This window comes from Mesorhizobium sp. WSM4846 (genome assembly GCF_055811415.1).
In genome coordinates this window covers 163545-188313 of sequence record NZ_JBVVPZ010000005.1, presented here as the reverse complement: position 1 = coordinate 188313, position 24769 = coordinate 163545, and the positions used below count along the sequence as shown (strand labels likewise).

Below are 24769 nucleotides of genomic sequence, written 5' to 3'. Positions count from 1 at the left end.
AGAAATCGACTGAATCGCACACCCGGACGCCCCGCTCATAAACGCTCTTTGTCAAGTCGCTGCTTATGTGGCAGTTTGTTGGCTGGCAGATTGGAGGGGCAAGTTCGATGGAACAGCGCCGGTCGTCGCAGAGCTTTAAACGCAAGGAACTGGTCGGCAAGCTCAACCCCATCTGTTTGCGCGCCTTCAAGGCTGCGGCCGACACCGCCAAGCTGCGCGGCAATCCTTATGTCGAGCTCGTTCACTTCATCGAGCAGCTGGTGCTTTCAGAGCGATCGGATGTGCAGCTGATACTGGCAGACGCCGGGGTGGATGCGAGCCGGCTCACGGCCGATATGACCCGCGCCGTCGACAAGCTGCCTTACGGCGCCACTTCGATCGAGGAATTTTCCGATCATATCTTTCACGCCATCCAGGAGGCCTGGGGCCTGGCGGGACTGGAATTCAGCGTCGAGGAAGTGCGCAGTGCGCATATTCTGCTCGCCTGCCTGAAGACGCCGGTGCTGGAAGGCCTGCTGTCGAAGATCAGCGGCGAATTCGACAAGATCGATGCGCAGGCCGTTATTGCGCGGTTCGCGGACGTCATGGAGGGTTCGCTCGAAGCCGGCGCCTTGACTGCGGTTGCCGCCGCCGAAACACCGCGGCGGGCTCCGGGCGCGGATTCGGCGCTGGCCAAATATGCCACCGACCTGACCCAGCGCGCCCGCGACGGCAAGATCGATCCGGTCGTCGGCCGCGATCCCGAGATCAGGCAGATCGTCGATATCCTGATGCGGCGCCGGCAAAACAACCCGATCCTGACCGGCGAGGCGGGGGTCGGCAAAACCGCGGTCGTCGAGGGCTTTGCCTTGCGCATTGCCGAGGGCGACGTGCCGCCAACGCTGCAGGGCGTCAGCGTGCGCATGCTCGATGTCGGCCTGATGCAGGCGGGCGCCAGCGTAAAGGGCGAATTTGAAAAACGGCTGAAGGCGGTCATTGACGAGGTGCAATCCTCGGAAACGCCGGTCATCCTCTTCATCGATGAAGCGCACACCTTGATCGGCGCCGGCGGCGCGGCAGGAACCGGTGATGCGGCCAATCTGCTGAAGCCGGCGCTGGCGCGCGGCGAGCTTCGCACGATCGCGGCGACGACCTGGGCCGAATACAAGCAGCACATCGAGAAGGACCCGGCGCTTACCCGTCGCTTCCAGGTCGTCAAGATAGATGAGCCGTCGGAAGCGGTCGCCGTTCTCATGCTGCGTGGTGTCGCCGGTGTCCTCGAGCAGCATCACAAGGTGCAGATACTCGATGAGGCGATCGAGGCGGCGGTCAGCCTGTCCCACCGCTACATCCCGGCACGGCAACTGCCCGACAAGGCCGTGAGCCTTCTCGACACCGCCTGCGCCCGTGTCGCCATTTCGCAGCATGCCACCCCGGCCGAGGTCGAGGACATCATGCGCCGCCGCCAGGCGCTGGAGGTCGAGCGCGCCATCATCGGCCGCGAGGCAGCGATTGGCATCGACGTGGCCGACCGGCAGGCTCGGGTCGAAACGGGGCTTGCCGAGACCGAACTCACGCTTGCTGCCGCGCAGCAACGCTGGGATCGGGAAAAGGCGCTGGTTGGCGGGATACTCGAACTGCGCGCCAGGCTGCGCGGCGAGGGTGTGCCGCTCGACGCCGTGGAGCCTTCGGGGGCGGTGGCCGAAACCGCAGGCGCCGATGTATCTGAGATCAAAGCGCCCGAACCCGATGCGCCCGAACCCGATGCGGAAGCAACGGCCGCTGCCGGTCCTTCTCCACCCGACCCGGCTGCCGATCTCGCGCGGCTGCGCGAGTTGATGGCCGAACTCGCAGAAGCGCAGGGCGAGACGCCGCTGATCCTGCCGTCGGTCGACCGCAACGCTGTGGCGGCGGTGGTGCAGGACTGGACCGGCATCCCGACTGGCCGGATGCTGTCGAGCCAGACCGAAAAGGCGCTGCGGCTCGCCGTCACGCTGTCCGAGCGCGTGGTCGGTCAGGATCACGCCATGGAAATGATTGCCAAGCGCGTGCAGACCAGCCGCGCCGGGCTCGGCGCGCCCGAAAAGCCGGTGGGGGTGTTTCTGCTCTGCGGTCCCTCGGGCGTCGGCAAGACCGAAACCGCGCTGGCCCTGGCCGAGACGCTCTATGGCGGCGAGCAGAACCTCATTTCGATCAACATGTCCGAGTTCCAGGAGGCGCACACCGTCTCAACCTTGAAGGGCGCGCCACCCGGATATGTCGGGTACGGCAAGGGCGGCATCCTCACCGAGGCGGTCCGGCGCAAGCCCTATTCGGTGATCCTGCTTGACGAGGTCGAGAAGGCGCATCCGGACGTGCACGAAATCTTCTTCCAGGTCTTCGACAAGGGAATGATGGACGACAGTGAAGGCCGCCGGATCGATTTCAAGAACACGCTGATCCTGCTCACCTCGAACGTTGGCTCCGAAGTCATCATGGACCGGACCAGCAGCGGCACGGTGCGGGCGGGGCTCGACGATCTCGACACAGCATTGCGCGCCCCGCTGCTGAAGGTTTTTCCAGCGGCCTTCTTGGGCCGGGTGGTGACCATCCCTTACTACCCGCTCTCGGACATGATGATCGAAGCGATCACCCGCCATCAGTTCGCCAAGATCGCCCGCCGGCTGCGCTCGAGCAACGATGCCGAGTTGGTGATCGGTGACGGTGTCATGGATCTGGTCAAAGCCCGCTGCACGGAGATCGAATCCGGCGGCCGAATGATCGACGCCATTTTGACAAACACGCTTCTGCCGGAATTGAGCCGTGGCGTGCTGAACCGGTCGCTCGAGGGCGAAAAAATGACGAAGGTGACGGTCGGAGCCTCCGAAGGAGGTTTCACCTATTCCTTCGAATAGCTGAGCAGAACGTGGGACCCCGATTCACTCAGCGGGCTGGACCGGCTGCGCGGTGGGTTTCGCGGCCCGCCGTCAGCATGCCGGAGCCGGCCGATCGGAAGATGTCGTTTTACCCAGGGCCGTTGCGCGAGGCACGTCTTATGGTCAGATGCCTGACACGGCGCGATGCAGCTCCAGCTTTGGCGATGGCGGGCGCACTGCATTATTGATATTGTACGCCCAGAACAGGCGCGCAAATGACATCCACTTCAGACAAGGCCGATGCGGTCGAGCAGTTGCTTGACACACCTGAACTCGCAACCGCACTGGAAAGCGAACAGTTCAAGAAATTCCTTGACCAGGTGCCGATCGCCATAGCCGTTGCAGACCTGGCCGCTGAGGAGCGTGTAGTCTACGCCAATCCGGAGTTCGAGAAACTGTCAGGCCTGACGGTCGCTAGGCTAACTCGAGAAAACTGGTCGGCCCTTTCGGGCACAGGCCTCTACCAGCAGAAGGACCGCCCGCTGGCCGAGGCCGTGGTCCGGGAGACCGATTTGGTCGGCACCTACAGGCTGGAGCACAACGAGGACAAGCTGCCGATCGTCGACGTTTATTCCAATGTCATCGAGGACGACAACGGCAAGATCTGCTTCCGGTTGGTGGCGCTGGTCGACGTATCCGCCCATGGCGAAGCGGCGGATCAGCCCTCGGTGGAGGAGCGTGTCAGCGAGAAAGACACGCTGCTGCGCGAACTGCAGCACCGGGTGAAGAATAACCTGCAGATGATCACCGCCCTGATACGGCTTGAAAGCCGCAATGCGACTGAGGCCGACCGGAGACGGTTTGAACGGCTCGCCGGTCGCGTCGACGCCCTGGCGATCCTCTACCAGACGCTGACGGCCGACCAGCAGAAGGAAGAGGTCGATCTTGGCGTCTATCTCAGCCAGATCGCGTCCGCGGTGATGAGCTCGCATGCAGTCGAGGGGATTCGCCTCGATATGAGGGTGGACACATATCCGGTGTCAATCAACGTCGCCATGCCGGCTGGACTGGTGGTCAACGACCAATTCGCTAAAACATGCTTTCCAGGGGCGCGAAGGCGGCACGAGAACGCTGCACAGCATCGTCGATGGCGACGGCTGCCGGGTCATAGTGGCTGACGACGGAATTGGACTGCCGGAAGGCGAGACGTGGCCCAAGCCAGGCAAGCTCGGAGCCCTGATCGCGCACTCGCTGACCGAGAACGCCAAGGCGCGGCTCGCGGTCGACTCGAGCGCCAGCAAAGGGACGAAGGTGACGATCGTCTTCACTCGATCAGCGGCAGCAAGCTGAAAATTCCCATTTCGCGCGTCGGTTGCATCGCAGCACCAGACACGCTACTATCACCTTCTCGCATTCCCGGGGGGGAAGGTGGATGAGCATCGTCCATAGGGTCGGTCCAGTTCTAGATCAGGCGATTGCCGCAGTCCTTAACAGGGCCGGCTATGGCGACACCGTCTCGGTCAAGGCGGCATTGAACCAGGTTCGGCAGGCTGCACCTGGATTGATCGCATCCAATGACGATCTGACCGAGGCTATCCTCGAAGTCGCCGCTGCCCTGGGCCTGTTCGTGGCTTTCGATGAGTGCGAGCAGTATCCGCTCAATCCTGCTTAGTTGTTCGGCAGGTTCTAGCGAAATAATCCGACCCCTCATGGAACCCTTTAGCAGCCGACGAGTTGCGTTCAAAGCTAAAGGTAACCGTCATGGCAACTCGAGACAGCGATCGCGGCTTCCGAGAGCTGGTCCGTTCGGAAGACAATCGTCGCAGACTACGCAAGCGATTAGGACTGGACGGCGATGAAACCCTTTCGCCGAGGCTTGCCGCACTAGCTTTGAAGCTTCAGAAGGAGCTTGAGCTGCGAGAGCAAGAGCTGGCCGACGAGAACCCCCCATCCCCCTAAAGTTGGTGCATCTCGTCCTCTGGACCGTGATGGCAAAGCGCGACAGAGCGGTCGTCCCTGTTATGCCACTCGTGAAAGAACTTGCTGAGCCAGATCGCATCTAGCGAGTCCGAAACGCCAGCGATGGTTCGTTGCCTCACGTCTGCTCTGGTAGAGCAAGGTCAGTTTCCCGCCCTCGATCATCACCGTCGAATGGCCGTTCTCGCCAGGCTCACCAGGATCGAGCACGGGGCCGATCGAGACATAGGGGCCCTGGACCTCGTCGGCGATGGCGAAGAATACGCGCTGACGACTTCCGCGCGGACCGTCCGGAAGGAAGCAGGTGGCGTTGAGAAGCACGCGACCGTCAGGCAATTCGACCAGTTGGGCGCCCTCGATCCCCCATTCGTAGTCCGGATGTTCGCGCGCATTGTGATGGGGAACGTCGAGATGATCCAATATCTTGCCGAGACGTTTCCATGGCCCGAACCAGGAATCGGATTGGCTGCGCGCCAGATAGACGTCAGGCTGCGGCACCCTGGTGAATTTAGGCATGCCTGAATAGACGATGTAGCGCCTGCCGCCGATAACCGCCGGATGGGGATCGTAGATACCGTCCTCATCGGTGTCCGGCAGCGACAATATCGCCGGATTCAGCACCACCCAGTTGAAGCCATCATTGGAAACCGCATGTTCGCAACGTCCGCCCGACTTCATGAATTCGGTCTGGATAAACATATGGAAGACGCCGCATTCATGAATGACGCCGGGTGCCGCTATGCCCGATCCGGTTACCGCCAAGTCGAGCGCCTCATGCTCAGTCCACGGCCCATAAAGGTCCGGAGCCGTGGCATGCAATATCTTCCAGTTCTCGGTCGTGACGGTGCCGCTCGAGCCGAAGACGTGCCAAAGCGTGCCGTCGAACACCGGACAAGGATCCTTCAGATCATCCACGGCCTGCGGGTGAAACAACGGAAAGACGTCGGTTTCGAAGTTGAACTTCATGTCTTGGCTCTCTCACGGCGTTGTAAAAGGCGGTCGCTGGCCCGTGCGCCACTCGGCCGAATCGATTCACGGACCGTTAACTTATAGCTCCCCCGATTAACGCTTGTTGAACGACCGAACGTTCTCAACCGTTTTGTGGCAATGCGCCACATTTGGTGAGATCACGCGCAGCAGACGAGGCGCTCGCGTGGACAGGAAGGGTTCGGGCATCTTCGGCTGGCCGCTCCGTTTATCGGTGGATCATCGCACAGGTGCCCGCGCCACTGCTCGGACAGGCAAGAAGTTCAACTCCGTGGAACAACTTACTTAAACGAAAGTTAGATGTATGCCTGCGGGCGTCATGTCGAAAGGGCCTCGATTAACATATGTTAACTCGAGAGAGAGTTATGTAATCGTCAAGGGATAACTTATATGGAAATGGCGGGCGGCAAGAAAATATCACCAAAAACTCCCGTAACGTCGTCAATCATACTTTGCTTTTCCCACCTTAGATGGAATTTCGTACACCAACGGCCACAACACATCCTGACCCAGGCCTCAAAGCAGCAACAGATAATTTACTTTGAGGAACCGGTCTTCGAGGAAAGACACGACCCCTTCATGCGGGTGACAGATGAGTCGCCGATGATCCGAACCGTAACGCCGGTTCTTCCGGTCGGCATCTCCGCAACAAAGGCGGATGCCATCCAGCGCAGGTTCGTCGATCGGATCCTCACCTCCGCCCCGCATGAGCGGCTGACTATATGGTTCTACACGCCCATGGCGCTGCGTTTCAGCGATCATCTCCGCTGCGACGTGTGCGTCTACGACTGCATGGATGAACTCTCCGCCTTCAAGAACGCGCCGGCAGAGTTGACGCAGATGGAAAAGGCGCTGTTTCAGCGCGCCGATGTCGTGTTCACGGGCGGACTGAGCCTGTACGAGGCCAAACGATGCCTCCACAAGTCGATCTTTCCCTTCCCAAGCAGCATCGATGTCGCGCATTTTCACAAGGCAAGACAGCCCGGCGATGACCCTGCAGACCAGGCCGACATACCTCACCCGAGGGTTGGCTTCTTCGGCGTGATCGACGAACGGCTCGACATTGAGATGGTCGCGCAAGCGGCTGCGGCAATGCCCGACGTGCATTTCGTCATGCTCGGCCCGGTGGTCAAGATCGACCCGCTGGGTCTGCCGGCCGCAACCAACTTGCATTGGCTGGGCGCCAAGTCCTACGCCGACCTGCCTCGCTATCTCAGGCACTGGAGCGCCGGCTGGATGCCCTTCGCGCTCAATGAGGCGACGCGCTACATCAGCCCTACCAAAACTCCCGAGTTCCTGGCGGCCGGACTGCCGGTTGTGTCTACGGCGATAGTGGATGTCGTGCGAACCTATAGTGCGGAAGGCCTTATCGATATCTTCGACGCCGAAGATCTCGAACCCAAGCTTCGGTCCGTTCTGTCGAGGCCGCGCAACCTCCTGCTGAAGAAAGTCGACGCCTACCTCGCCAACATGTCGTGGGAGCGGACGTGGGAGGCAATGGCTGCCCACATCCAGCGCGCCTATGCCATGAAGAGCACTGTGCCGTTGCGCAGGAGAGCCTGACCATGTTCGATTGGCTCATTGTCGGCGCCGGCTTCGCCGGCAGCGTGCTTGCCGAACGCATTGCATCGCAACGGCGTGAAAGCGTTCTGCTCATCGACCGGCGAAATCACGTCGGCGGCAACGCCTATGACTGCTATGATGAGGCGGGAATTCTGATCCACCGCTATGGGCCGCATATATTCCACACCAACGCCCAATCGATAATCGACTATCTCTCGCAATTCACCGAATGGAGGCCTTACGAACATCGCGTACTGGCTTCGGTCGACGGAAAACTGCTGCCAATACCGATCAATCTCGACACCATTAACCGCCTGTACGGCCTTGAATTGACATCCGAGCAGTTGGAGGAGTTCTTCGTTTCTCGGCGGGAAACGGTCGAAGAAGTTCGCACCGCCGAAGACGTGGTTGTGAGCACCGTCGGCAGGGAACTCTACGATAAGTTCTTTCGCGGCTATACAAGGAAGCAGTGGGGTATCGATCCGGCGCAATTGAGCAAGTCGGTGACGGCGCGCGTCCCTACCCGGACCAACCGCGATGACCGCTACTTCGGCGACGTCTTCCAGAACATGCCGGCAGACGGGTATACACGCATGTTTCAGCGCATGCTGCACAACCCAAAGATCAAGATCATGCTGCAAACCGACTATCGCGAAATTCGCGACACGATCCCCTTTCAGCGCATGATCTACACCGGGCCGATTGATGAATATTTCGATTGGAGCCTTGGTCGTCTGCCTTATCGGTCACTGCGGTTCGAGCACGTGACGCTTGACTGCGAGCAGTTTCAACCGGTCGCGGTAGTTAATTATCCGCAGACGGAAAACTATACCCGCATCACCGAGTACAAGCATCTGACCGGCCAGCAGAACTCGAAAACCAGCCTGACCTACGAATATCCAACCGATATCGGAGATCCCTATTACCCGGTGCCACGGGCGGAAAACGAGGCGCTGTACAAACGTTACGAAGCATTGGCTGCGGCGTGCCCAGACGCCTGGTTCGTCGGGCGCCTGGCCACATACCGCTATTACAACATGGATCAGGTCGTGGGTCAGGCTTTGGCGACGTTCGCGCGAATTCAAAAAAACCTGCCGGCAAACGGCGCCCCGCAGATGCCAGCGCACCGAGCGATGCTCGATTCGTCGGGCACGGCTCGCGGCGAACATCAATACTGATCCCGGATAGCGGTAGCCAAGTCTTGCCTTGCCGTGATCCGCCGCGAAAAGGCATTAAAGATCACGCGCTTGTTTTCGACGAAACACTTGCCGCAAACAATGCGCGCTGGCGCTCCAATTCATTTGCAACCGGCTGGCGAAGACTGCGCGAACCGTCAGCATGTATCGTCGAGAACAAGCCGACTTCCGCGTGCCGCGAATTGTCCCAGCCGGGATACGCTGTCACCGGGTAAAGGCATATGCCCCGAATCAGCGCACCAAGGCCCATCGCGTCGCGGACCTCATCGCAAACATAGTGGAGCCATGCCGGCCGGCCTGAACCTTCAGCACCCGTCTCGGCGATAAATATAGGTTTGCTGTAGCGCTCAGCGACCTCGACCAACATGTCCGAAAGTGCCCGGTACTCGTGGTGACCCATTGGTATCGTTGGCCCCTGAAAGTACCATTGATTGTGCGGATAAAAGTTGAGCCCGATGACGTCGACACAGTCCTCCCGGCCGCCCAGTTCGGGCTCGGCACGGCCCGTGAGCATGTCATAGGCTTCAAACTGGCCCTGACGAACATTTTCCGCGCGCCGCCGCTCGGCGCGAGTGCGGTCTCGAGGAGCGACATGGATTAGCGGTTCAGCCCAGATGAACCTGCAATCAGGTTCGGCATCTCGCATCGCTTTGACGCCCGCAACCGCTGCCCTCACAAGCTGCCGCTTGAACCATCCCCGCTTCTTCGGCCCCACGCGCGGGAAATAGCCGACCTCTATCGCCCATGCGAAGAACGAAATTTCATTAATGGGACATACCAGGGGAGCTGTCCCGGCAACGGAGCGGTGAACCCGGACAGCCTCGGCGGCGAATCGCACATAGGCCTCGGTGAAACCTGAGCCACCCTGGTCGACGTGATCCGGCGAGCCGTAGTGAAAGATATCCCAGATGACCTGCACCCCGGCGGCCTGAGCTGCTTCGATCATCGCTATCCAACCCGACCAATCGAAAACTCCTGGCGCTGTTTCAATCAGGTGCCAGCGCAAGCCGTCGCGAATCGTGCGAAGCCCAAGGGCAGCACAACTGCGATAGTCGCTGAGGGCGTGCGTGTCGTGGGCGGTCGCTCGGATCAAATCGAGGCGCACTCCGTCGCCGCGCCGATGGGATGAACACTCGAAACCAGCCATGAAGAAGCTGGCAAACGCGGACCGGTACTCGCCTGGCGGACGCGCCGGATTGCTGCTCATACGTGCAACCCCTCGGCCAGGGCTCGCGCCGGCGCTCCCGCCGCCGGGCGGCCGGCCATTGCCAGTCTCGACCGCCACAATTTCCTTCGGGCCTCCATCACGTCGTCCCCTGAGCGGTAAATGCCGTGCAAGCGTAGAATGTTGACCAAGCAAGCGTGAGCGGAGCCGAGTCCAGGTGTTGTCGGTGAGCAGACGTTGACCTCAGGATGAAAGACTGGCGCTCTGAAGCCGCGCCTCGCCAATCCGTTGTCGGGCTGGATGATGGAATCCGAGGAAGGAGAAGATCGCACGCACGACAACTATAAAGCTGATGAGATGAAAGCACACGCAATCTCCCCCACAATCCTACCGAACTTGCCTGGGACCGTGAGGTTCCCCTTCGGCTGAAGTTTGTCTGGTCGGGCAGACGACCGCCAACCTGAAATTCTGCCCTTGTCGACGAAGCGACGCACGACACTTCCGCCCCCTCGTCATGTCCGCAGCGAGGGTTCTCACATCGCTATCAGAACCGAGCATGCGTTCTGCGCCTGCAACTTCTCTGGGTGATCGGTCGACATCACCAGCTCCGCGCCGCTCTTGAGGCAAGGCGCCGCTGCGTCGAGACAGGGCATCGATTTACTGCAAAATGGGGCGAAAGGAGCATTGGCCTGCCAAGCCCGGCGAAACATTTTGCCACCGCGGCAGTTATACTGCTCCGCGGACGAAATTCGAGCATGCCTTGAACGACATTAGATTGGCGATACCGCTGGTCAGCGAAGTGGAAGACTCCGCGCCGAGATCGGCTGCGGGCCTGCCTTGGATCAAGATAGCCGGTTCCTATTTCGTCACCGAGGACGGCGAGGCATGGACGCCGATCGGGCAGAATGATGCGGTAAGCTGGCCCGAACTCAATGGTTTGTTCCGGCGCGCCGATATGGCCGGCGTGGAAGATCATCTCCGTTGGCTGAAGGAAAGCGGCGTCACCTGTCTTAGGCTGATGCTGGAATACGCCCAGGTTCGCCACCGCTACTTCGAGAAGCCGCAGGGCCGCTTCGTCCCGGCGATGGTGCAACTGTGGGACGATCTTTTTCGTCTGTGCGAAAAACAGGGCTTGAGAATCCTGCTCACCCCCTTTGATACGTTCTGGCAGTGGCTCCACTGGCGCCACCATCCCTACAACCGCCACAACGGAGGCGTGCTGGACCACCCGTCGCGATTCCTGGTCTGCGCCGATACGCGCCGCGCGATCAAGGCGAGACTGGAATTCGTGGTTCGCAGATGGAGCGGCAGCGGAGCCCTTTTCGCATGGGACCTCTGGAACGAGATCCATCCCGAGCAGGCTCAGGGCAGCGCGGATGGCTTCGGCGCTTTCATCCATGATCTCAGCGATTTTGTGCGCCGCCTGGAAACGTCACTTTACGGCCGCTCTCACCCGCAGACCGTTTCGCTGTTCGGACCTGAGCTTCGCTGGCGGCCGCAAATGCCGCTGGCTGCACCGATCTTCCGCCACCCCGACCTCGATTTCGCCTCCCTCCATCTCTACGAGGAGGGCACAATTGACGACCCCAGTGACACGGTGGGGCCGGCGCTCGGCATGGCGCGAATCGTCGGAGAGGCGCTTGGTGAAATTCATGACGGCCGCCCTTTTCTCGATTCCGAGCACGGCCCGATCCACTCGTTCAAAGACAAGAAGATCACACTCCCCGAACCTTTCGACGACGAATATTTCCGCCATTTGCAATGGGCTCACCTGGCAGCGGGGGGCGCGGGTGGCGGCATGCGGTGGCCAAACCGCACCCCGCATGTGCTCACCCCCGGCATGCGGCGGGCGCAGCGTTCGCTGGCCGATTTCCTCCCTCTGATCGACTGGGTTTCGTTCCGGCGTGCCCATCTCGGCAACAAGATGCGGGTTTCCAGTCCCGACGCCGCGGCTGTTGCCTGCGGTGACGATTCCCAGGCGGTGGTCTGGCTGGTTCGCCGCGACACGATCGGGCGAAACGGTATGCTTCGCGCCGGCGCGGCGCCGGTTCCGGCCACCTTGGAGCTGCCGAGGTTTGCTCGCGGGACCTATCGCGTCATCGCCTGGGATACCGCGGCCGGCAGGCAAACAGCGGAATGGCAGGCGAATTCGGACGGCTGGCTGAGGCTTGAGGTGCCGCCGTTCTCCGCAGATGCCGCACTTGCCGTCCGCCGGATCTAGGGAGGCAACTTCGCGCCGATGCCGATTTTCAGTGACCGGGGCTTTGGAGCCGTGTAGCCGGTGATGGGCTCGACATCGCAACACTCCTCTGTAACCGCCCGCACGGTCGAGGCCGCCGGCAACCTCAGGATTTCGGTGACCGCAGCGGCTTCTTGAGGCTGCGCGCGGCCTTGCGCGTAAAGACATGTGACCTGCCAGCCGGAATTGAGCGGTGGCTAAGTGGCGCGAACCTGATCTCCTTCTCTCGGCGTCGCCGTCGATAGCCGGGCATGATGCCGATCCGTCCCCCAAGCTACAGAGGGTGACGGGTGATGCCGTCTGCCCCGTCGCCACATCCTGCGTCGCAGCGCGGTCAGCCGCCAGTAGTCTGATCTGGTCGACCAAGTCCTTTCTTTGTAGGGAGTTTTTGCTTTTCTTTCAGCAGCCGAACAATCGCGTCGACGGGCGGCGCAAGGTCGGGCGGCGACTTGCTGTTCGAGCGCCACAAGTATCCAAAGAATGTTGTCAGTATGCGCATTGTCGTTACCTCCTGGACCACCAAACTTCGCTTGGGCGTTGTTGTTCCTGAACGGCAGGCCAAGCGCCGCTGTGGCAGGCAGGCACGGCTGGAGTCTGGACGGGATAGAAGTTCTGGAACTCGTTCCTCCAGAACTCAGCCGTGATCGCTCCCGGTTGCTGACCTCGTCCATTCTTCCGACCTGGAATTCGGGGAGACGGTCGAGGAGGCTTGGCTGAATAGACCGAGGGCAGGTTCTGGCGGTGGGCAGGGCGCAGGTGTCGTGGCGATACCGACAAGCTAAAGGAGGGGTGCGTCCCGCCCCTCCGAATGGCGCTACTGAGCCGCATGTTCGACCGGCCAAAGGGTCGAGGCTCAATCTGGAAAACGACGTGAAGTGCTCGCGTCTCGGATTGTTGCAAATTACATGGCAGAAGGGCGGACGAGTAGAGCTTCTTTGCGAGACGACCGTTGGACGGGGCTTGTCAGCAGGCGGTTTGTCTTTCGTTCGGGGACCCCGCCGAGCCAAATGCGTTCGGGTCGGGCACACTTTGACCTAGTGCTGAACCCTCTCCGATCAGCCCGCGTCCTTCCCATTCCCTCGGGGCGCGGTCGTTGGCGATGCGATGCAGTCCGCCGTGCCTAAGGATATGGCAACCTTTTTGCTGTGCGGGTGGAACCCGATCTGGCGACGATGGTTCGGTGCGGCAACACAGCGCTGTGCTGTCAGATCGGGGAGAACAATGCGGCAAAGGCAAGCATTCACTGAAAAGGAAAAACGAGACAGAAAGGAGCGTACGACGGATGCTGCGCGGGAATTGATCGAGGTCGAGCGCGCGGCACGAGATGCAAAGACAGCTCGGCTCCGGGAACGACGACTGAGGACTGAAACCGCTCATTCTGGGGCACCGGCACCGAAGAGGAATTCGAAGAAGTCGTAGTAGGCACGCTGCACCTGGCGCTTTCCACTCATTCCTGGCGGTCTCCGCAAGGCGCAGTTTAATTCACAGGCTGCAGCAACTGGTGCTCGATCTTAGCACGATGACCCAGCTGGCCCAGGTCGCGCTTCTCGAAGTCTTGTCCACACACTGGACAATACTCGAAATGGTCCGCCCGCGGCCGGACCGGGTGGTCGTGGTGTTTGCCACCTGTGGCCTGGTTGGCTGTTGTCCTTTTTATTTGGACCGGCGCCGATTGAGGCACCAACTGGGCTTACCTACAAGACGAATAAGGCGCGGCGAACATTCCGAGCCGTGAGATAACAGGGATTGGCTGCTGAGGTCACCCTCCCGCCGCCTTAAGGCTCCGCGCGGCTTCCTCGATGGCCGCGCGATCATTGCCAAGCCTATCGATCAGTTCTTGTGCCTGGTCACTGCTTATGCCCGTTCGCATTGCTAGAGCCTTGACGGTCAAAAGGTCTGAGCTGGCGATCTCGCGAGTTTCCGGGAGAGCATTGTCTGCGGTAAGGGGCGGCGCAAATGCCCGCCACCGGCGCCCAGGCAGCCTGTGTTCTCAAGCCTACATTCCTCTCATATTGGGCCGCTCGCTGTTTCCGCTCGAAAGTTCTCATGGCCCGATGGATGTTCCGGAGAGCTTGGCTGGAATCGTGCCACCCTTCGAATTCGATCTGCTTGTCGGTGCCGGACACTGACGCGAGGAAAAACTGCTCAATCCCGGATCGCAACCGATCCGGAACATTCTCGCCAAGGAGAGACCCGCTATGCGCATGTTGCCTGTGCGGGCAAAATACATAGCGATCGTTTCTCACGGTCTCGGCGTTCTCCGTCCGCATGACACGAAGGGCCGCCAGCAGATCGCATTTGATGACAACACCGGGAGCGCTGGCTGCCTCATGGATAACCAGACCGTCGAGGGCATCGCCATCATCGCCCAGTGTAGAAGGCAGAAAGCTCCAGTCGTAGGGGTAGGCTAGGCCTGCTGGAAGCGGCCGCGTATACTCGAACAGCTTCTTCTTGGGTTTGTACGTCAACTTTGCTTCGGTACCACGCGGCGTTTCCACGACCACCCTTGATCCGATCCTTCGATGTAGTCGTAGGCAGTGTCAGATAATTCGCCACGTTTGGTCCTCGCGAGCCCATGCCGATGGCTCCAGAGTTCTCCAAGCGGCGGATCGCGGATTTGTTCCGAACGTGCCTACCCTGGTCTTCAGGGAAACCGATGCAGATTGGGCGCGCAAATACACTGCTCATTCGAAGCCGCCAGTGAGCTTGAGATCGAGAATGCGATTATCGATCAGGACAACGCCGGTCTACCGCCCAAAGAGTTGAAGAAACGGCCGGCGAAGCAGTGGGCCAGAGGCGGTGAAGCTGCATATAAAGCACCTCCGCGGCGAACATGGCCATATCCGACATAGTTCTGTGCCGGTATCAGCGACGAATAGGAACCGAGGTAGTTGGGAGCATTTGGCGGGCCAAAAGGTGCGGCAGCTCTACATACGTTTCCTGGCCTCATAGACTTCACGTATTCGGCGGCTGCTGCCGTTGGCGCTCGGCTTCGGCTGCATGCCATTCTCGGTCGATGGAGCCTTCCTCAGCCTTGTGGAAGTACTGCGAGCAAACTAGCTAGCCTTTGAGGGGTCTTAGCAATGCAACACACGCGCCAACGGTGAGGGGTAAGGTTGTGAGCGCATGCATCCAATAGGACGGCTCATACGTGAGCTGAAACCATAGTGCGAAAGCCAGCGCCGGGAATGCCACAATTGACATGGAAAAGAAGGCCGGCCCGTCAGCCGGATCGGCGAACGAGAAATTCAATCCGCATACCTCGCAACGCCGCGCCAGCTTGAGATACGTGCTGAACAGATGCCCCTGTTGGCAGCGCGGGCAACGCCCCCTGATACCGGTTAGGACGGGGTTGGTCGTTTCGTTGTAGGTCATCCTACAAAACCACATCGCCGCGGCGTTGTTCCGAAGCAGGCCGCGTCCTCGTTGGATTTCGGCGACGAGGAGTAACTGGTTTTGCTCGCGCCAATGTCGCGTAGATAGCGCAAGCTTAGGGGGCTACCAGAACCCTTAGGTCCGCTCGCCGAACTCTGTCCCATTTCCCGTCGCACGACGATCGTCGGGTGGAATCTGGATGACCTCCGACTCGGTGCGGCCGAACTCACGGCCAATTTGAAATGCCGCGTACAGCGCGCCAAGACTGATTAAGAATCGAAGCATTGAGATCTCCTTCGGCGGTAGAACTACACGGCCGGCAGTTAGTTCCACAGGGACGGAACCACAACGTTCAACATTCGTTGCCAACGACCTTGGGCCAAGGAGGACGCAACAGATGGCGGTCAAGAGTACGAGCGACGCGAGCCGAGTTAAGAAGGGTGCAGAACTAGAAGTTGAGCACCTCGCGGAGGTGACAGGCGTGACGCCCAAACAAGCGCGGGCATTGCTTCGCAAGCACGGCGCAGACTGGCAGCGGCTGAAGGACGAAGCTGAAGATTTGAAGAAGGAGGACTAGTCGGGTCGATCTTCGGCGCGATGCCCGCCTCCAAGCATGCAGTCGATAATCCGCGCCCGATGTCGATTTCAGTGATCTCCCAAGGCCTGGAGTCTCGTGCCGGCGATGCAGCCTGTCGCGAGGAAGGTGCGTTGCAAACGCTGGAGTCGTTTAGGCGGTGAGCCCGCCGCTAATAATTGTTGCGCGGTGGTTGCGACGTGAGGCACGCATATCCAAGGCGCAGGTAGGGCAAGGAACACATGGCCTGGCCCGAAGTTGGGGGTGCCAAAGGAGGAGAGGGATGGCGACCACGGCTTCGCAGCATCGCCGTTTTCCGACGTCCGCAGGTATTCTGCTGGGGCTTGGCCTGGGCGGGTTCTTCGATGGAATCGTGCTGCACCAGTTGCTCCAGTGGCACCATATGGCGACCAGCTCCGGCTATCCCGCCGACAGTGTTGAGAACCTTCAGTTCAACACGCTTCTCGATGGCCTGTTCCACGCCGGCACATACATCTTCGTCGTGCTTGGTTTGGTCGTGCTCTGGCGCACCGCTCACAAATCTCATCTCTGGTGGTCGGGAAAGATGTTGCTTGGGACGATGCTTATGGGCTTCGGGATATTCAACCTGGTCGAAGGGCTGATCAATCACCAGCTTCTCGGCATCCATCATGTCAACGAAACCGTTCCGCAGGACCAGTGGATCTACTGGGACATCGGGTTCCTGGTTTGGGGTGCGTTGATGCTGATCGGCGGCCTGGCGCTGGCAAAGCGGGGGAAACGGGAGTCGCCAGGCGAGCCTCGCTAGTCTGGGCGCTGGCACTGTCCGCATACAACGAACGGTCGATCCCGGTTGCGCCGCTCGCGGCCGGAACAAATCACGCGCAGCGCGGTTCGGAGCACTTCAGCCATGGAGGGAAAAATGCGCAGAGTGTTGAATGCAGGCATTCCATGCGCTCTTGTCGTTGTTGCCGCCAGCCTCAGCGCACTGTCGGATCCACTGCCGCCCGATACAACCTACCGACCATTGCCCGCCCGTCCATTTTCCGCCGTCAAGGCTGATGACGAAGCGCAGAAGCCGCGCGTCATGGCGCGCCAGCGGGCTTTGCTGGAGGAGCGATACGACCTGTCGGATCGCCCCATGCCAGGCACAATGATGTCGGGCGGGACAAAACCTGTCCAGGACGGCGTCCGGGTCAAGCTGGCGAATGGCCAGACCTGGCAGGGCCTGTCGGAGATGAGCCCTGGCGAGATACGTGACCGCAACCTGCTGCCCAATGGTCTTCTGCCGCTGCCCCATGTCAAACAGGCGACCGGAGGACAGGTTTTCCGGAACAGGAAATTCGTGAGATCGGCCGGCAGGAGGGGCGCGATCTCCGACGCTTCGACGTCGATTTCGATCTTCCCGATCACCTTACGCCAGAGTTCCCGTCACCGATATTCCTGACCACCCATCCGGAGCTGGGCGATGTTTCCCGGGGCGAGTTGCTGACGATCCGCAACTACTATGAAATCATGAATGGCATCATCACGCCGGTTCAGATGGAAGGGCTGCGGCTACTCCTGACGCCGTTCCCGCAGGAGGAATTCAATCAGACCGAGGACCGCAAGGTGGCGGCGCAGAGTCTGGGCGTAACCTGCCTCGATTGCCATGCCAACTTCAACACCAATGCTGCCTTTCATCTGACGCCGGATGTCAGGCCGCAGGCCGCGCGCTTCCGTCTCGACACGACCAGCCTGCGCGGTCTGTTCAACCAGCAGATCCATGGGTCGAAACGGTCGCTGCGCTCGGTAGAGGATTTTACCGAGTTCGAGCAGCGCACCGCATACTTCAACGGCGATCATGTTAGCGCTACCAGGAAGCGCGTCAACCTGCCCGATCGCACGAACCAGGTGGCGATGATGGCGCAGATGCAGAACATCATCGATTTTCCGCCGGCGCCGAAGCTCGACCCGTTCGGCCGGCTCGATCCCGCCTTGGCCAGCGAACAGGAACTGGCAGGTGAGCGCGTGTTCATGGGCAAGGGCCGCTGCGCGCAATGCCATGTCCCGCAAACGTCGTTCATGGACAACAACATGCACGATCTGAAGCTGGAGCGTTTCTATAAGCCGGGGCAGACCTTCAACGACATGGTGGAATTGCCGGACGGGCCGATCAAGACGTTTACGCTGCGCGGCATAAAGGACACGCCTCCCTATCTGCATGACGGCCGTTTGATGACGCTCGCCGATACGGTCGAGTTTTTCAACCTGGTGCTCGGCACCAAGCTCACCGAGGACGAAAAGAACGACCTCGTTGTCTATATGCTCGCGCTTTGACTCCCGGCTGGCCGACCGATCCCGACGCATCTTCGATGGAGGTTCTCATGCGTGTCTTTGCAACTGTGTTGGGATTGGCAGTGCTTTCCGCATCGGCTCTCTCGGTATCGCCGCTTTTGGCCCAGATCGGATACCCGGCCGGCATGGCCCCGGATACCAGGATGGAGGCGCCGGGACAGCCGGCGCCTCATCAGACCAACTACCAGGACCGGCTGTTCGCGCAGCTCGCCGCCGCCGGCGGCGCAGCCGAGGTCGAATTCGGCAAGCTCGCGAAAAAGTCCGGCAACTCCGCCGTCACCGCATTTGCCGGCCGCATGGTCGACGACCACTCGGCGGCGAACGCGAGACTGAAATCTCTCGCTGAGACCAATAGGATCCCGCTGCCGGAAGGGCTCGACGAGGAGCACGAGCGGCAGCGGGCTGAGCTTGAAAAGCTCGACGGGGCGAAGTTTGATATGGCCTATATCAGCGGGCAGATCACCGATCACCAGAAGACGGTGCAGCTGCTTGAATGGGAGATAGGATCTGGACAGGACGCCGGCCTTCAGCATTTCGCCTCCGAGACTTTGCCAACGGTGCTCGAGCATCTGCAACTGGCGCGCGACATCAAGGCGGAACTGGCTAGCCAGGCGATCGCCGACGCCACCACGGCGCCGACCAAGCAGTAGCCAGCCGGCGGCAACATCAAGCCGTTTCCTGCATTGTTCCTCGACCAGTCCTCTTCGCGTTTTTCTCGCGGCAGCGCAGCTTCAGGCGCGGACGCAGTGAGCGATGATTTTCGTTTGAGCGCGAGATAGCTGCGACGTCGCTCGGGAACGATCGCGCCAAACTGCCGTTTGGCAAATATCGCGGGAGAAAATATTGCAGCGGATCGTATCAGGAGCTCTTGCGGGACTTGCGGCCACGCTGGCGATGACCATCGCCATGCGGCGCCTTCATCCGTTGCTCAACAAGCGGGACCGTTACCCTTTGCCACCGCGCGAGATCGTCGAGCGCGTCGCAAACGCCGGCGACGAGCAGGGCGCGCGAACCAGCACGCTGCTTGCTCATTTCGGCTTCGGAGCCCTGACCGGCTCGATTTTTGCGCTTCTGCCTATGCGCCGTGGCAACGGCATCCTTTATGGCCTGGGCGTGTGGGCGCTCAGCTATCTCGGGTGGATTCCGGCCGCCAATATCCTCGCGCCAGCCTGGAGGCACCCCGCCTACCGAAATCTTCTGATGCTGGCCGTCCATGTCGTCTGGGGCGCTACCCTCTCCAGATCTCTGAGCGAGCTCGAAGCCGCAAGAACCGAAGTGTTTGGTCGGCCCACCCGCCCAAGGGCGGCGATATCGGAAATTCGTAGGAAGCGAGGCTGATGGCTACAATGCCGATCCCATTCTGGCTTGACCGCGAGCAGGAAGTTTCAGTCATGACCTTGCAGATCATCTCGGGTCTACTCGAGATCGTCGGGCAGGGATCGTCTGACTGCGCGCAGCCTAGCTTTGCGGGATTCGGACCTGAAGGTAGCAGTTCTCACGAGTGAACGCATTCCAACGTCCCCGCGGGTCTACGCGTAGCGGTCGTGGCGGCGCACCCAGTCCATTCCCTCAGCTTCGTTGCGCCCCTTTGGCATGAGGTCGAGCATGGCGTAGGTGCCCATCATCACCTCTACACCGCGCCCAAAGGTGCAGTAGGTGTGAAAGACGTCGCCAGCCTGGTCCTTGTAGAAGGCGCTCAGGCCAGGCCATTCCTCGCCGGTTTCCCGCCATTCGCCGAAATTGTAGTCGATGTGCCCGGTGGCGACCTCTTCGGGCGTGAAACTGACCCGGAAATCGTAGTTGAACGGACTGCCGTTCGACGACACCCATCTGAACTGCCAGCCCATGCGCCTACGATAGCGCTCGATCTCGGCAAGCGGCGCGCGCGAGACGGCGATCACGATTACATCGTGATGCGCCAGATGCTTGTTCATGCCGTCGGTGTGATCAGCCATGAACGAGCAACTCGGGCAGCCTTCCTTCCATCCCGGCGCGAACATGAAATGTTGCACGAGAAGTTGCGAGCGGCCGTCGAAGAGATCGGCGAGCGCACGCGGACCATCTGGTGTGTCGAACAGATATTCCTTCTCGATACGCACCCAGGGCAGGGCGAGCCGCTCGCGTGCGACCTTGTCGCGAAGATGCGTAAGTTCCTTCTCCGCTCGCAGCAGGTCCCGGCGGGCGGTCAGCCAGGCATCGCGTGAAACGACAGCGTGTTGCATTGTCAGTCTCCTTTGGTTTGGGCGACGGAAATGTTGCGGTGCTGCGAACGGGCGGAACACAGCTTCAGCCACGGCGATACGTGAAAGAGGCTCATCAGCAGATACATCAGGGCCATGTCGTTGATCGGCATGAAAGGCGAGGCGGCAGAGCACATGGTCATGCCCGGCGAGCCGACAGTAGAAATCCAGGCTATCAGTGCAAAGGTCGGTGCGGCGGCGAGCCCGAGGCAGCGGGCAAAACCGACCGCCTGCCCGAGCAACGAAGTGGCTTTCTCTTTTGCTGCAAACATCGTCATTTCCCGTCCTGCGGTCAAATTCGCCGTTTCCACGGTTTCGATAAAAGACGCTATCTCGGGCAGCCGGGGAGGTGAGAGTTACAAGTGTGACGGGATTTCAATGTGTGGCTGCAAACCGACCTGCAGCAAATCGCCTACCGCAATTCCATTTGCGAGCGTCGCTTGCTGGAGCAGCCTTGGTCGATCCAAGGCCAATGGTATTTTCAATGGAACGGTAATATACGTAGACGCTCGAACGAGCAGCGCCTGCTAAACACCTAGGAACGCCATGCGAAGCCTCGTCTTCACGATGTGTATCGCCACCGCAACTGCCGCTAGCGCGCATGAATGGTACGAGGACAAGATTGACCCACTGACGAAATTCAAGTGTTGCGGTGGTTCTGATTGCCGCGCCGTACCCCGGTCGTCGGTACGGTCCAGGATAGACGGTGGTTACACTTACGTGCCGCATAATTTCAACATCCCACGGGACCGTGTGCAGGAATCGCCGGACGGCCAATACCACATCTGCGAGAGTACCTACGTCGTCACTAATCAGCTGTATTGGCGTTGCTTTTTCGCACCTCGCGCAAATGTCTCTCTAATTCTCCCACATTAAGATACTGCCCGAATTCCTTGCCGCCCGGACAAGTGGAGCTGGACCAGTCCCAGCGCTTTCGGCCGGAGAAGCAGCTGTTGGGATCGATCATCCTGGGAACATTTTCGTCAGCCTTCAATTAAGCAGAGAAGCTGGTTTGGAGCAGATCAATGGGTATTTTTTCCGACCTTGATAAGAAACTGACGGAGAATCTCTACGCGCACGGCAACGACCTCGTCGATCCTGCCGCGGATCTTCCCGAGAGCGTCGAGGAACGGGTCGAACTCTTGATGCCGTTCGTTCAGCCGGAGGCTCGCGAGTTGGTCCGTTCGCAGATCCTTGGTCTCATTCATGAGTACAGGAATGAGGATTGAACGCCTATGGTCATCGTCAAACCTGGAGCAGCTGGCCGAGAGACATGTGCTTTCGCAGCGCCGGAAAACATCGACGATGTGGAGGAAATACGCGTCGAATAGAACCGCGACGATCTCGTGGCTACCGGAGATCGGGGGCCGATGAGAATTCTCGTTGTTGGAGCCAGCGGCTTGATCGGCGCTTCGATCTGCGCCCGCCTCGTTTCCGAAGGACATGAGGTGGTCGGCATCACCCGTAGCCCTCGGGCAAATGCAGCCCGCGATTACCAGACATTGGTGCTGGATATGGCCGCCGCGCTACGCCCTGAAGATTGGCTGCCGCATCTGACTGGCGTCGATGCCGTGGTGAACTGTGCCGGCGTTCTGCAGGACAGCCCGCGCGAAAAGACCGGTCAAGTTCATCGCGATGCGGCGGCGGCGCTTTTTCTCGCCTGCGCGCGGGCCGGCGTTGCCAAGGTGATCCACTTCTCGGCAATGGGAGTGGATCGGGCACAGCCTTCGTCGTTCTCGGCGACGAAATATGCCGGCGATCAGGCGCTGATGGCGCTTGACCTGGACTGGATAATCCTTCGCCCTTCCGTGGTGCTCGGCCGGCCCGTGTTTGGGGCCAGTGCATTGTTTCGCGGCTTGGCCTCGCTGCCGATCCTGCCGTCAATGCCAGATACCGGCCGGCTGCAGGTCGTGCAGCTCGATGATGTGGTCTCGACTGTGCTCTTCTTTCTCAATCCCGGCAGTCCGTCTCGTCTGGCGCTGGAACTTGCCGGTCCCGACCAGCTGACCATGGATGAGATCATCGGTACTTTCCGCCGCTGGCTCGGCTGGGCTCCTGCAGCCAGGCTGGTCTTGCCGGGCTGGGGTGCGCGGATTCTCTACCGCCTCGGCGATTTTGCCGCGATGCTCGGCTGGCGGCCCTCAATGCGCACCAACGCCGCCAGGGAGATCGCACGGGGGGCGCTCGGAGATCCCACCGCCTGGATTTCCCTGACCGGCATGCGGCCACAAGGCCTGGCGCAGTTCCTCGCGCTCAATCCTGCGACGGTGCAGGAGAAATGGTTTGCCTGGCTTTATGTCACAAAGCCTGCAATTTTCGTCGTGCTGCCGTTCTTCTGGATCATGACAGGGATTGTTTCGCTGACCACGGGCTACGGCAACGGCATCGGCCTCATGCAAAGCACGGGGGCTGGCATGTTGTCGGCGCCTGCCGTGATCGCCGGCGCTCTTGCCGACATCGTCGTCGGCGCACTCATAGCCTGGCGGCCAACGGCGCGAAAAGGCCTCTACGCCGGCATCGCGCTGTCGCTGTTCTATCTGGTCGTGGGCACTTTCCTGCGCCCGGACCTGTGGAACGAACCACTTGGGCCATTCCTGAAGGTCTTGCCGATCATCGTCCTTCACTTTGTTGCCTTGGCGATCCTGGAGGAGCGCTGATGCTTTATTTCGTGCTGAAGTTCCTGCATGTCATCGGTGCCAGCGTGCTGCTTGGCACCGGCGCCGGCATCGCGTTCTTCATGCTTCTCGCCCACAGGACCGGCAATGCGGCAACAATTGCGGCAGTGGCGCGCATCGTCGTGGTCGCCGACTTTCTCTTCACGGCAACTGCCGTCGTGGCGCAGCCGATAACCGGCGTCGCGCTCGCCTGGCTGGCGGGCTACTCGCTCTCCGAAGGCTGGATCGTGTTGTCCATCGCGCTCTATATCGTCACCGGCGTGTTCTGGCTGCCGGTGGTGTGGATGCAGATGGAAATGCGCAATCTGGCGTCCGAAGCCGCCAAAACGGGGGGGCCGCTGCCGGCCCGGTATACCAGGCTCTTCCGGCTGTGGTTCGCCTTCGGCTTTCCCGCCTTTGCTGCCGTCTTCGGGATTTTCTGGCTGATGATCGCGCGGCCGGTGATCGAGTGGTGACGCCTTGCCGCGATAATGCATGTCGCGAAAGCATGCCCTCGGGCTTGAACCGAGGGTGCGCAGTGGTTTTGCGACAACGACATGCATAAACAACAACTTATAGCGCGTCACATGAATCCGTTCAAATTGCGACGCGCTTTGGATGCCGTGGCTTCGATTTCGGCGCTGGAACATCTTTCCCATGAATGCGTTCGGCGCGGATGGATCAACCCGCGCGCAAACGCCGACATTCAGCCTCGTCCGCGACTGAAGCGGATGTTCTCATCGTTGGCGGTGGACCTGCGGGGCTGGCGGCGGCTATCTATCTCGCCAGGTTCCGTCATCGGGTCGTCGTGGTCGACGCGGGTGAACCGCGCGCGAGGCTGATTGCGGAAAGCCGCAACTGTCCGGGATTTCCGGAAGGGATCAGCGGCCCCGATCTTCTGCAGCGGCTTCGTTCCCAGGCCGCCAAGTTCGGAGCGACACTGGTCCAAGATCACGCGTCATCGGTCGAGCCGACCGTAGGCGGGTTCGGCGCCGAATCTAACGGCGGGCGGATCGTCGCCCGAAAGGTATTCCTGGCGACAGGTATCGTCGATGTCGTGCCTGCAATTCCGCGTCTGCGCGAGGCCATCGCCAGAGGCAGCGTACGCCTTTGCCCGGTTTGTGACGGCTACGAAGTCATAGATCGTCAGGTCGCGGTCATCGGTCACGAGGCGCAGGTGCTGCGAGAGGCCTTGTTCCTCAAGCAGTATACGCAGCACGTCACAATGATCGCACGCTATCTTCCAGATTTTTCCGCCAGCACACGACGCGTGGCCACGGAAGAGAACATTGCTATTTGCGACGCATTCAAAAAGTTTGTTCCCACCGACAGCGGCTACCAGGCCATCCTCAAGGACGGCGAGGTGCGCCATTTCGACGTCATCTATCCGGCGATGGGATGCCAGGTGCGTTCCGACCTTGCGCTGGCAATGGGCGTCAAATGCTGCGACGAGGGCTATGTCATCGTCGACAAGCATCAGCGGACTTCGGTCGAGGGGGTGTATGCCATCGGCGACCTGGTCAAGGCTCTGAACCAGATCGCAGTCGCCTTCGGCCAGGCTGCGATCGCTGCGACAGATGTCCACAATGACCTGGCCCTCGGCTACGAATAAGGCCCCTGAACATTAAAGGGCACAGATATACGGTAGG

At 60.4% G+C, this 24769-nt stretch carries 18 protein-coding genes and 6 pseudogenes; 16 read left to right on the top strand and 8 right to left on the bottom strand.

The genetic code is table 11. The annotated features are described in order from the left end of the window. Positions 1 to 107 precede the first annotated feature (107 nt). The 3 genes and pseudogenes from tssH to AC0L15_RS07375 all read left to right on the top strand — a co-directional run bounded on the left by tssH (position 108) and on the right by AC0L15_RS07375 (position 4506). Positions 108 to 2873 (top strand): type VI secretion system ATPase TssH, encoded by a 2766-nt coding sequence (gene tssH, locus AC0L15_RS07385; protein WP_287244451.1) that lies wholly within the window; start codon positions 108 to 110, stop codon positions 2871 to 2873. A gap of 236 nt (positions 2874 to 3109) precedes the next feature. After that, positions 3110 to 4184, top strand: a pseudogene (locus AC0L15_RS07380) (sensor histidine kinase). A gap of 82 nt (positions 4185 to 4266) precedes the next feature. Beyond that, positions 4267 to 4506, top strand: a complete 240-nt coding sequence (locus tag AC0L15_RS07375; RefSeq protein ID WP_287244448.1) for a hypothetical protein — start codon at positions 4267 to 4269, stop codon at positions 4504 to 4506. Between the two features lie 347 nt (positions 4507 to 4853). Here AC0L15_RS07375 and AC0L15_RS07370 read toward each other — a convergent pair whose 3' ends face one another. Further along, positions 4854 to 5777, bottom strand: coding sequence for a glycoside hydrolase family protein (locus tag AC0L15_RS07370; protein ID WP_287244446.1), 924 nt, complete (start codon positions 5775 to 5777; stop codon positions 4854 to 4856). A gap of 624 nt (positions 5778 to 6401) precedes the next feature. On the opposite strand from AC0L15_RS07370, the gene AC0L15_RS07365 reads away from it, so the two are divergent. Then, positions 6402 to 7361 carry a glycosyltransferase family protein gene (locus AC0L15_RS07365; protein WP_287244445.1) on the top strand — a complete coding sequence of 320 codons (960 nt, stop codon included), beginning with the start codon at positions 6402 to 6404 and terminating at the stop codon, positions 7359 to 7361. A gap of 2 nt (positions 7362 to 7363) precedes the next feature. Next, complete coding sequence (glf, locus tag AC0L15_RS07360; protein ID WP_473496067.1) at positions 7364 to 8539, top strand: UDP-galactopyranose mutase; 1176 nt, start codon at positions 7364 to 7366, stop codon at positions 8537 to 8539. A 61-nt stretch (positions 8540 to 8600) separates the two neighbouring features. Here the strand turns inward: glf and AC0L15_RS07355 are convergent, their stop codons facing one another. Further along, positions 8601 to 9764 carry a beta-glucosidase gene (locus tag AC0L15_RS07355; protein WP_287244442.1) on the bottom strand — a complete coding sequence of 388 codons (1164 nt, stop codon included), beginning with the start codon at positions 9762 to 9764 and terminating at the stop codon, positions 8601 to 8603. 718 nt (positions 9765 to 10482) lie between these two features. Between AC0L15_RS07355 and AC0L15_RS07350 the strand changes: the two genes are divergently transcribed. Next, on the top strand, positions 10483 to 11943 hold the full coding sequence (locus AC0L15_RS07350; protein ID WP_287244439.1) for a glycoside hydrolase 5 family protein: 1461 nt from the start codon (positions 10483 to 10485) through the stop codon (positions 11941 to 11943). Between the two features lie 352 nt (positions 11944 to 12295). Here AC0L15_RS07350 and AC0L15_RS07345 read toward each other — a convergent pair whose 3' ends face one another. After that, positions 12296 to 12460 (bottom strand): hypothetical protein, encoded by a 165-nt coding sequence (locus tag AC0L15_RS07345; RefSeq protein WP_287244436.1) that lies wholly within the window; start codon positions 12458 to 12460, stop codon positions 12296 to 12298. A 68-nt stretch (positions 12461 to 12528) separates the two neighbouring features. Here AC0L15_RS07345 and AC0L15_RS07340 point away from each other — a divergent pair. Further along, positions 12529 to 12671: pseudogene (locus AC0L15_RS07340) on the top strand (ATPase domain-containing protein); the annotation flags it as partial. Between the two features lie 1049 nt (positions 12672 to 13720). On the opposite strand, the pseudogene AC0L15_RS07335 reads toward AC0L15_RS07340, so the two are convergent. The 3 pseudogenes from AC0L15_RS07335 to AC0L15_RS07325 all read right to left on the bottom strand — a co-directional run. Next, a pseudogene (locus tag AC0L15_RS07335) lies at positions 13721 to 13918 on the bottom strand (DUF2934 domain-containing protein); the annotation flags it as partial. 91 nt (positions 13919 to 14009) lie between these two features. After that, a pseudogene (locus AC0L15_RS07330) lies at positions 14010 to 14459 on the bottom strand (inorganic diphosphatase); the annotation flags it as partial. 565 nt (positions 14460 to 15024) lie between these two features. Next, positions 15025 to 15336, bottom strand: a pseudogene (locus tag AC0L15_RS07325) (DUF983 domain-containing protein); the annotation flags it as partial. A 397-nt stretch (positions 15337 to 15733) separates the two neighbouring features. Between AC0L15_RS07325 and AC0L15_RS07320 the strand changes: the two are divergent. The 5 genes and pseudogenes from AC0L15_RS07320 to AC0L15_RS07300 all read left to right on the top strand — a co-directional run bounded on the left by AC0L15_RS07320 (position 15734) and on the right by AC0L15_RS07300 (position 19564). After that, positions 15734 to 15913 carry a DUF3606 domain-containing protein gene (locus AC0L15_RS07320; RefSeq protein WP_128247528.1) on the top strand — a complete coding sequence of 60 codons (180 nt, stop codon included), beginning with the start codon at positions 15734 to 15736 and terminating at the stop codon, positions 15911 to 15913. 280 nt (positions 15914 to 16193) lie between these two features. Then, a complete protein-coding gene (locus tag AC0L15_RS07315) occupies positions 16194 to 16697 on the top strand; it encodes a DUF2243 domain-containing protein (RefSeq protein WP_287244434.1) in 504 nt (167 codons plus the stop codon). 114 nt (positions 16698 to 16811) lie between these two features. Continuing rightward, positions 16812 to 18208, top strand: a pseudogene (locus AC0L15_RS07310) (cytochrome B6). Between the two features lie 47 nt (positions 18209 to 18255). Then, positions 18256 to 18876, top strand: a complete 621-nt coding sequence (locus tag AC0L15_RS07305; protein ID WP_473496066.1) for a DUF4142 domain-containing protein — start codon at positions 18256 to 18258, stop codon at positions 18874 to 18876. Positions 18877 to 19120: 244 nt separating this feature from the next. After that, entirely contained in the window at positions 19121 to 19564 is a 444-nt protein-coding gene (locus AC0L15_RS07300; RefSeq protein WP_473496065.1) for a hypothetical protein, read from the top strand. A 191-nt stretch (positions 19565 to 19755) separates the two neighbouring features. On the opposite strand, the gene AC0L15_RS07295 is transcribed toward AC0L15_RS07300, so the two are convergent. Together AC0L15_RS07295 and AC0L15_RS07290 are read right to left on the bottom strand one after the other, a co-directional pair. Next, entirely contained in the window at positions 19756 to 20448 is a 693-nt protein-coding gene (locus AC0L15_RS07295) for a DUF899 domain-containing protein (RefSeq protein ID WP_287244426.1), read from the bottom strand. Positions 20449 to 20450: 2 nt separating this feature from the next. Next, positions 20451 to 20744, bottom strand: a complete 294-nt coding sequence (locus tag AC0L15_RS07290; RefSeq protein ID WP_287244424.1) for a hypothetical protein — start codon at positions 20742 to 20744, stop codon at positions 20451 to 20453. A gap of 747 nt (positions 20745 to 21491) precedes the next feature. Here AC0L15_RS07290 and AC0L15_RS07285 point away from each other — a divergent pair. The 4 genes from AC0L15_RS07285 to AC0L15_RS07270 all read left to right on the top strand — a co-directional run bounded on the left by AC0L15_RS07285 (position 21492) and on the right by AC0L15_RS07270 (position 24732). After that, a complete protein-coding gene (locus AC0L15_RS07285) occupies positions 21492 to 21695 on the top strand; it encodes a hypothetical protein (RefSeq protein WP_023801320.1) in 204 nt (67 codons plus the stop codon). 141 nt (positions 21696 to 21836) lie between these two features. Next, positions 21837 to 23123, top strand: a complete 1287-nt coding sequence (locus tag AC0L15_RS07280) for an SDR family oxidoreductase (RefSeq protein WP_287244422.1) — start codon at positions 21837 to 21839, stop codon at positions 23121 to 23123. Further along, a complete protein-coding gene (locus tag AC0L15_RS07275) occupies positions 23123 to 23596 on the top strand; it encodes a DUF2269 family protein (protein ID WP_287244419.1) in 474 nt (157 codons plus the stop codon). Before AC0L15_RS07280 ends, AC0L15_RS07275 begins: the two co-directional genes overlap by 1 nt. Positions 23597 to 23781: 185 nt before the next feature. Beyond that, entirely contained in the window at positions 23782 to 24732 is a 951-nt protein-coding gene (locus tag AC0L15_RS07270) for an NAD(P)/FAD-dependent oxidoreductase (protein WP_287244417.1), read from the top strand. Positions 24733 to 24769 lie beyond the last annotated feature (37 nt).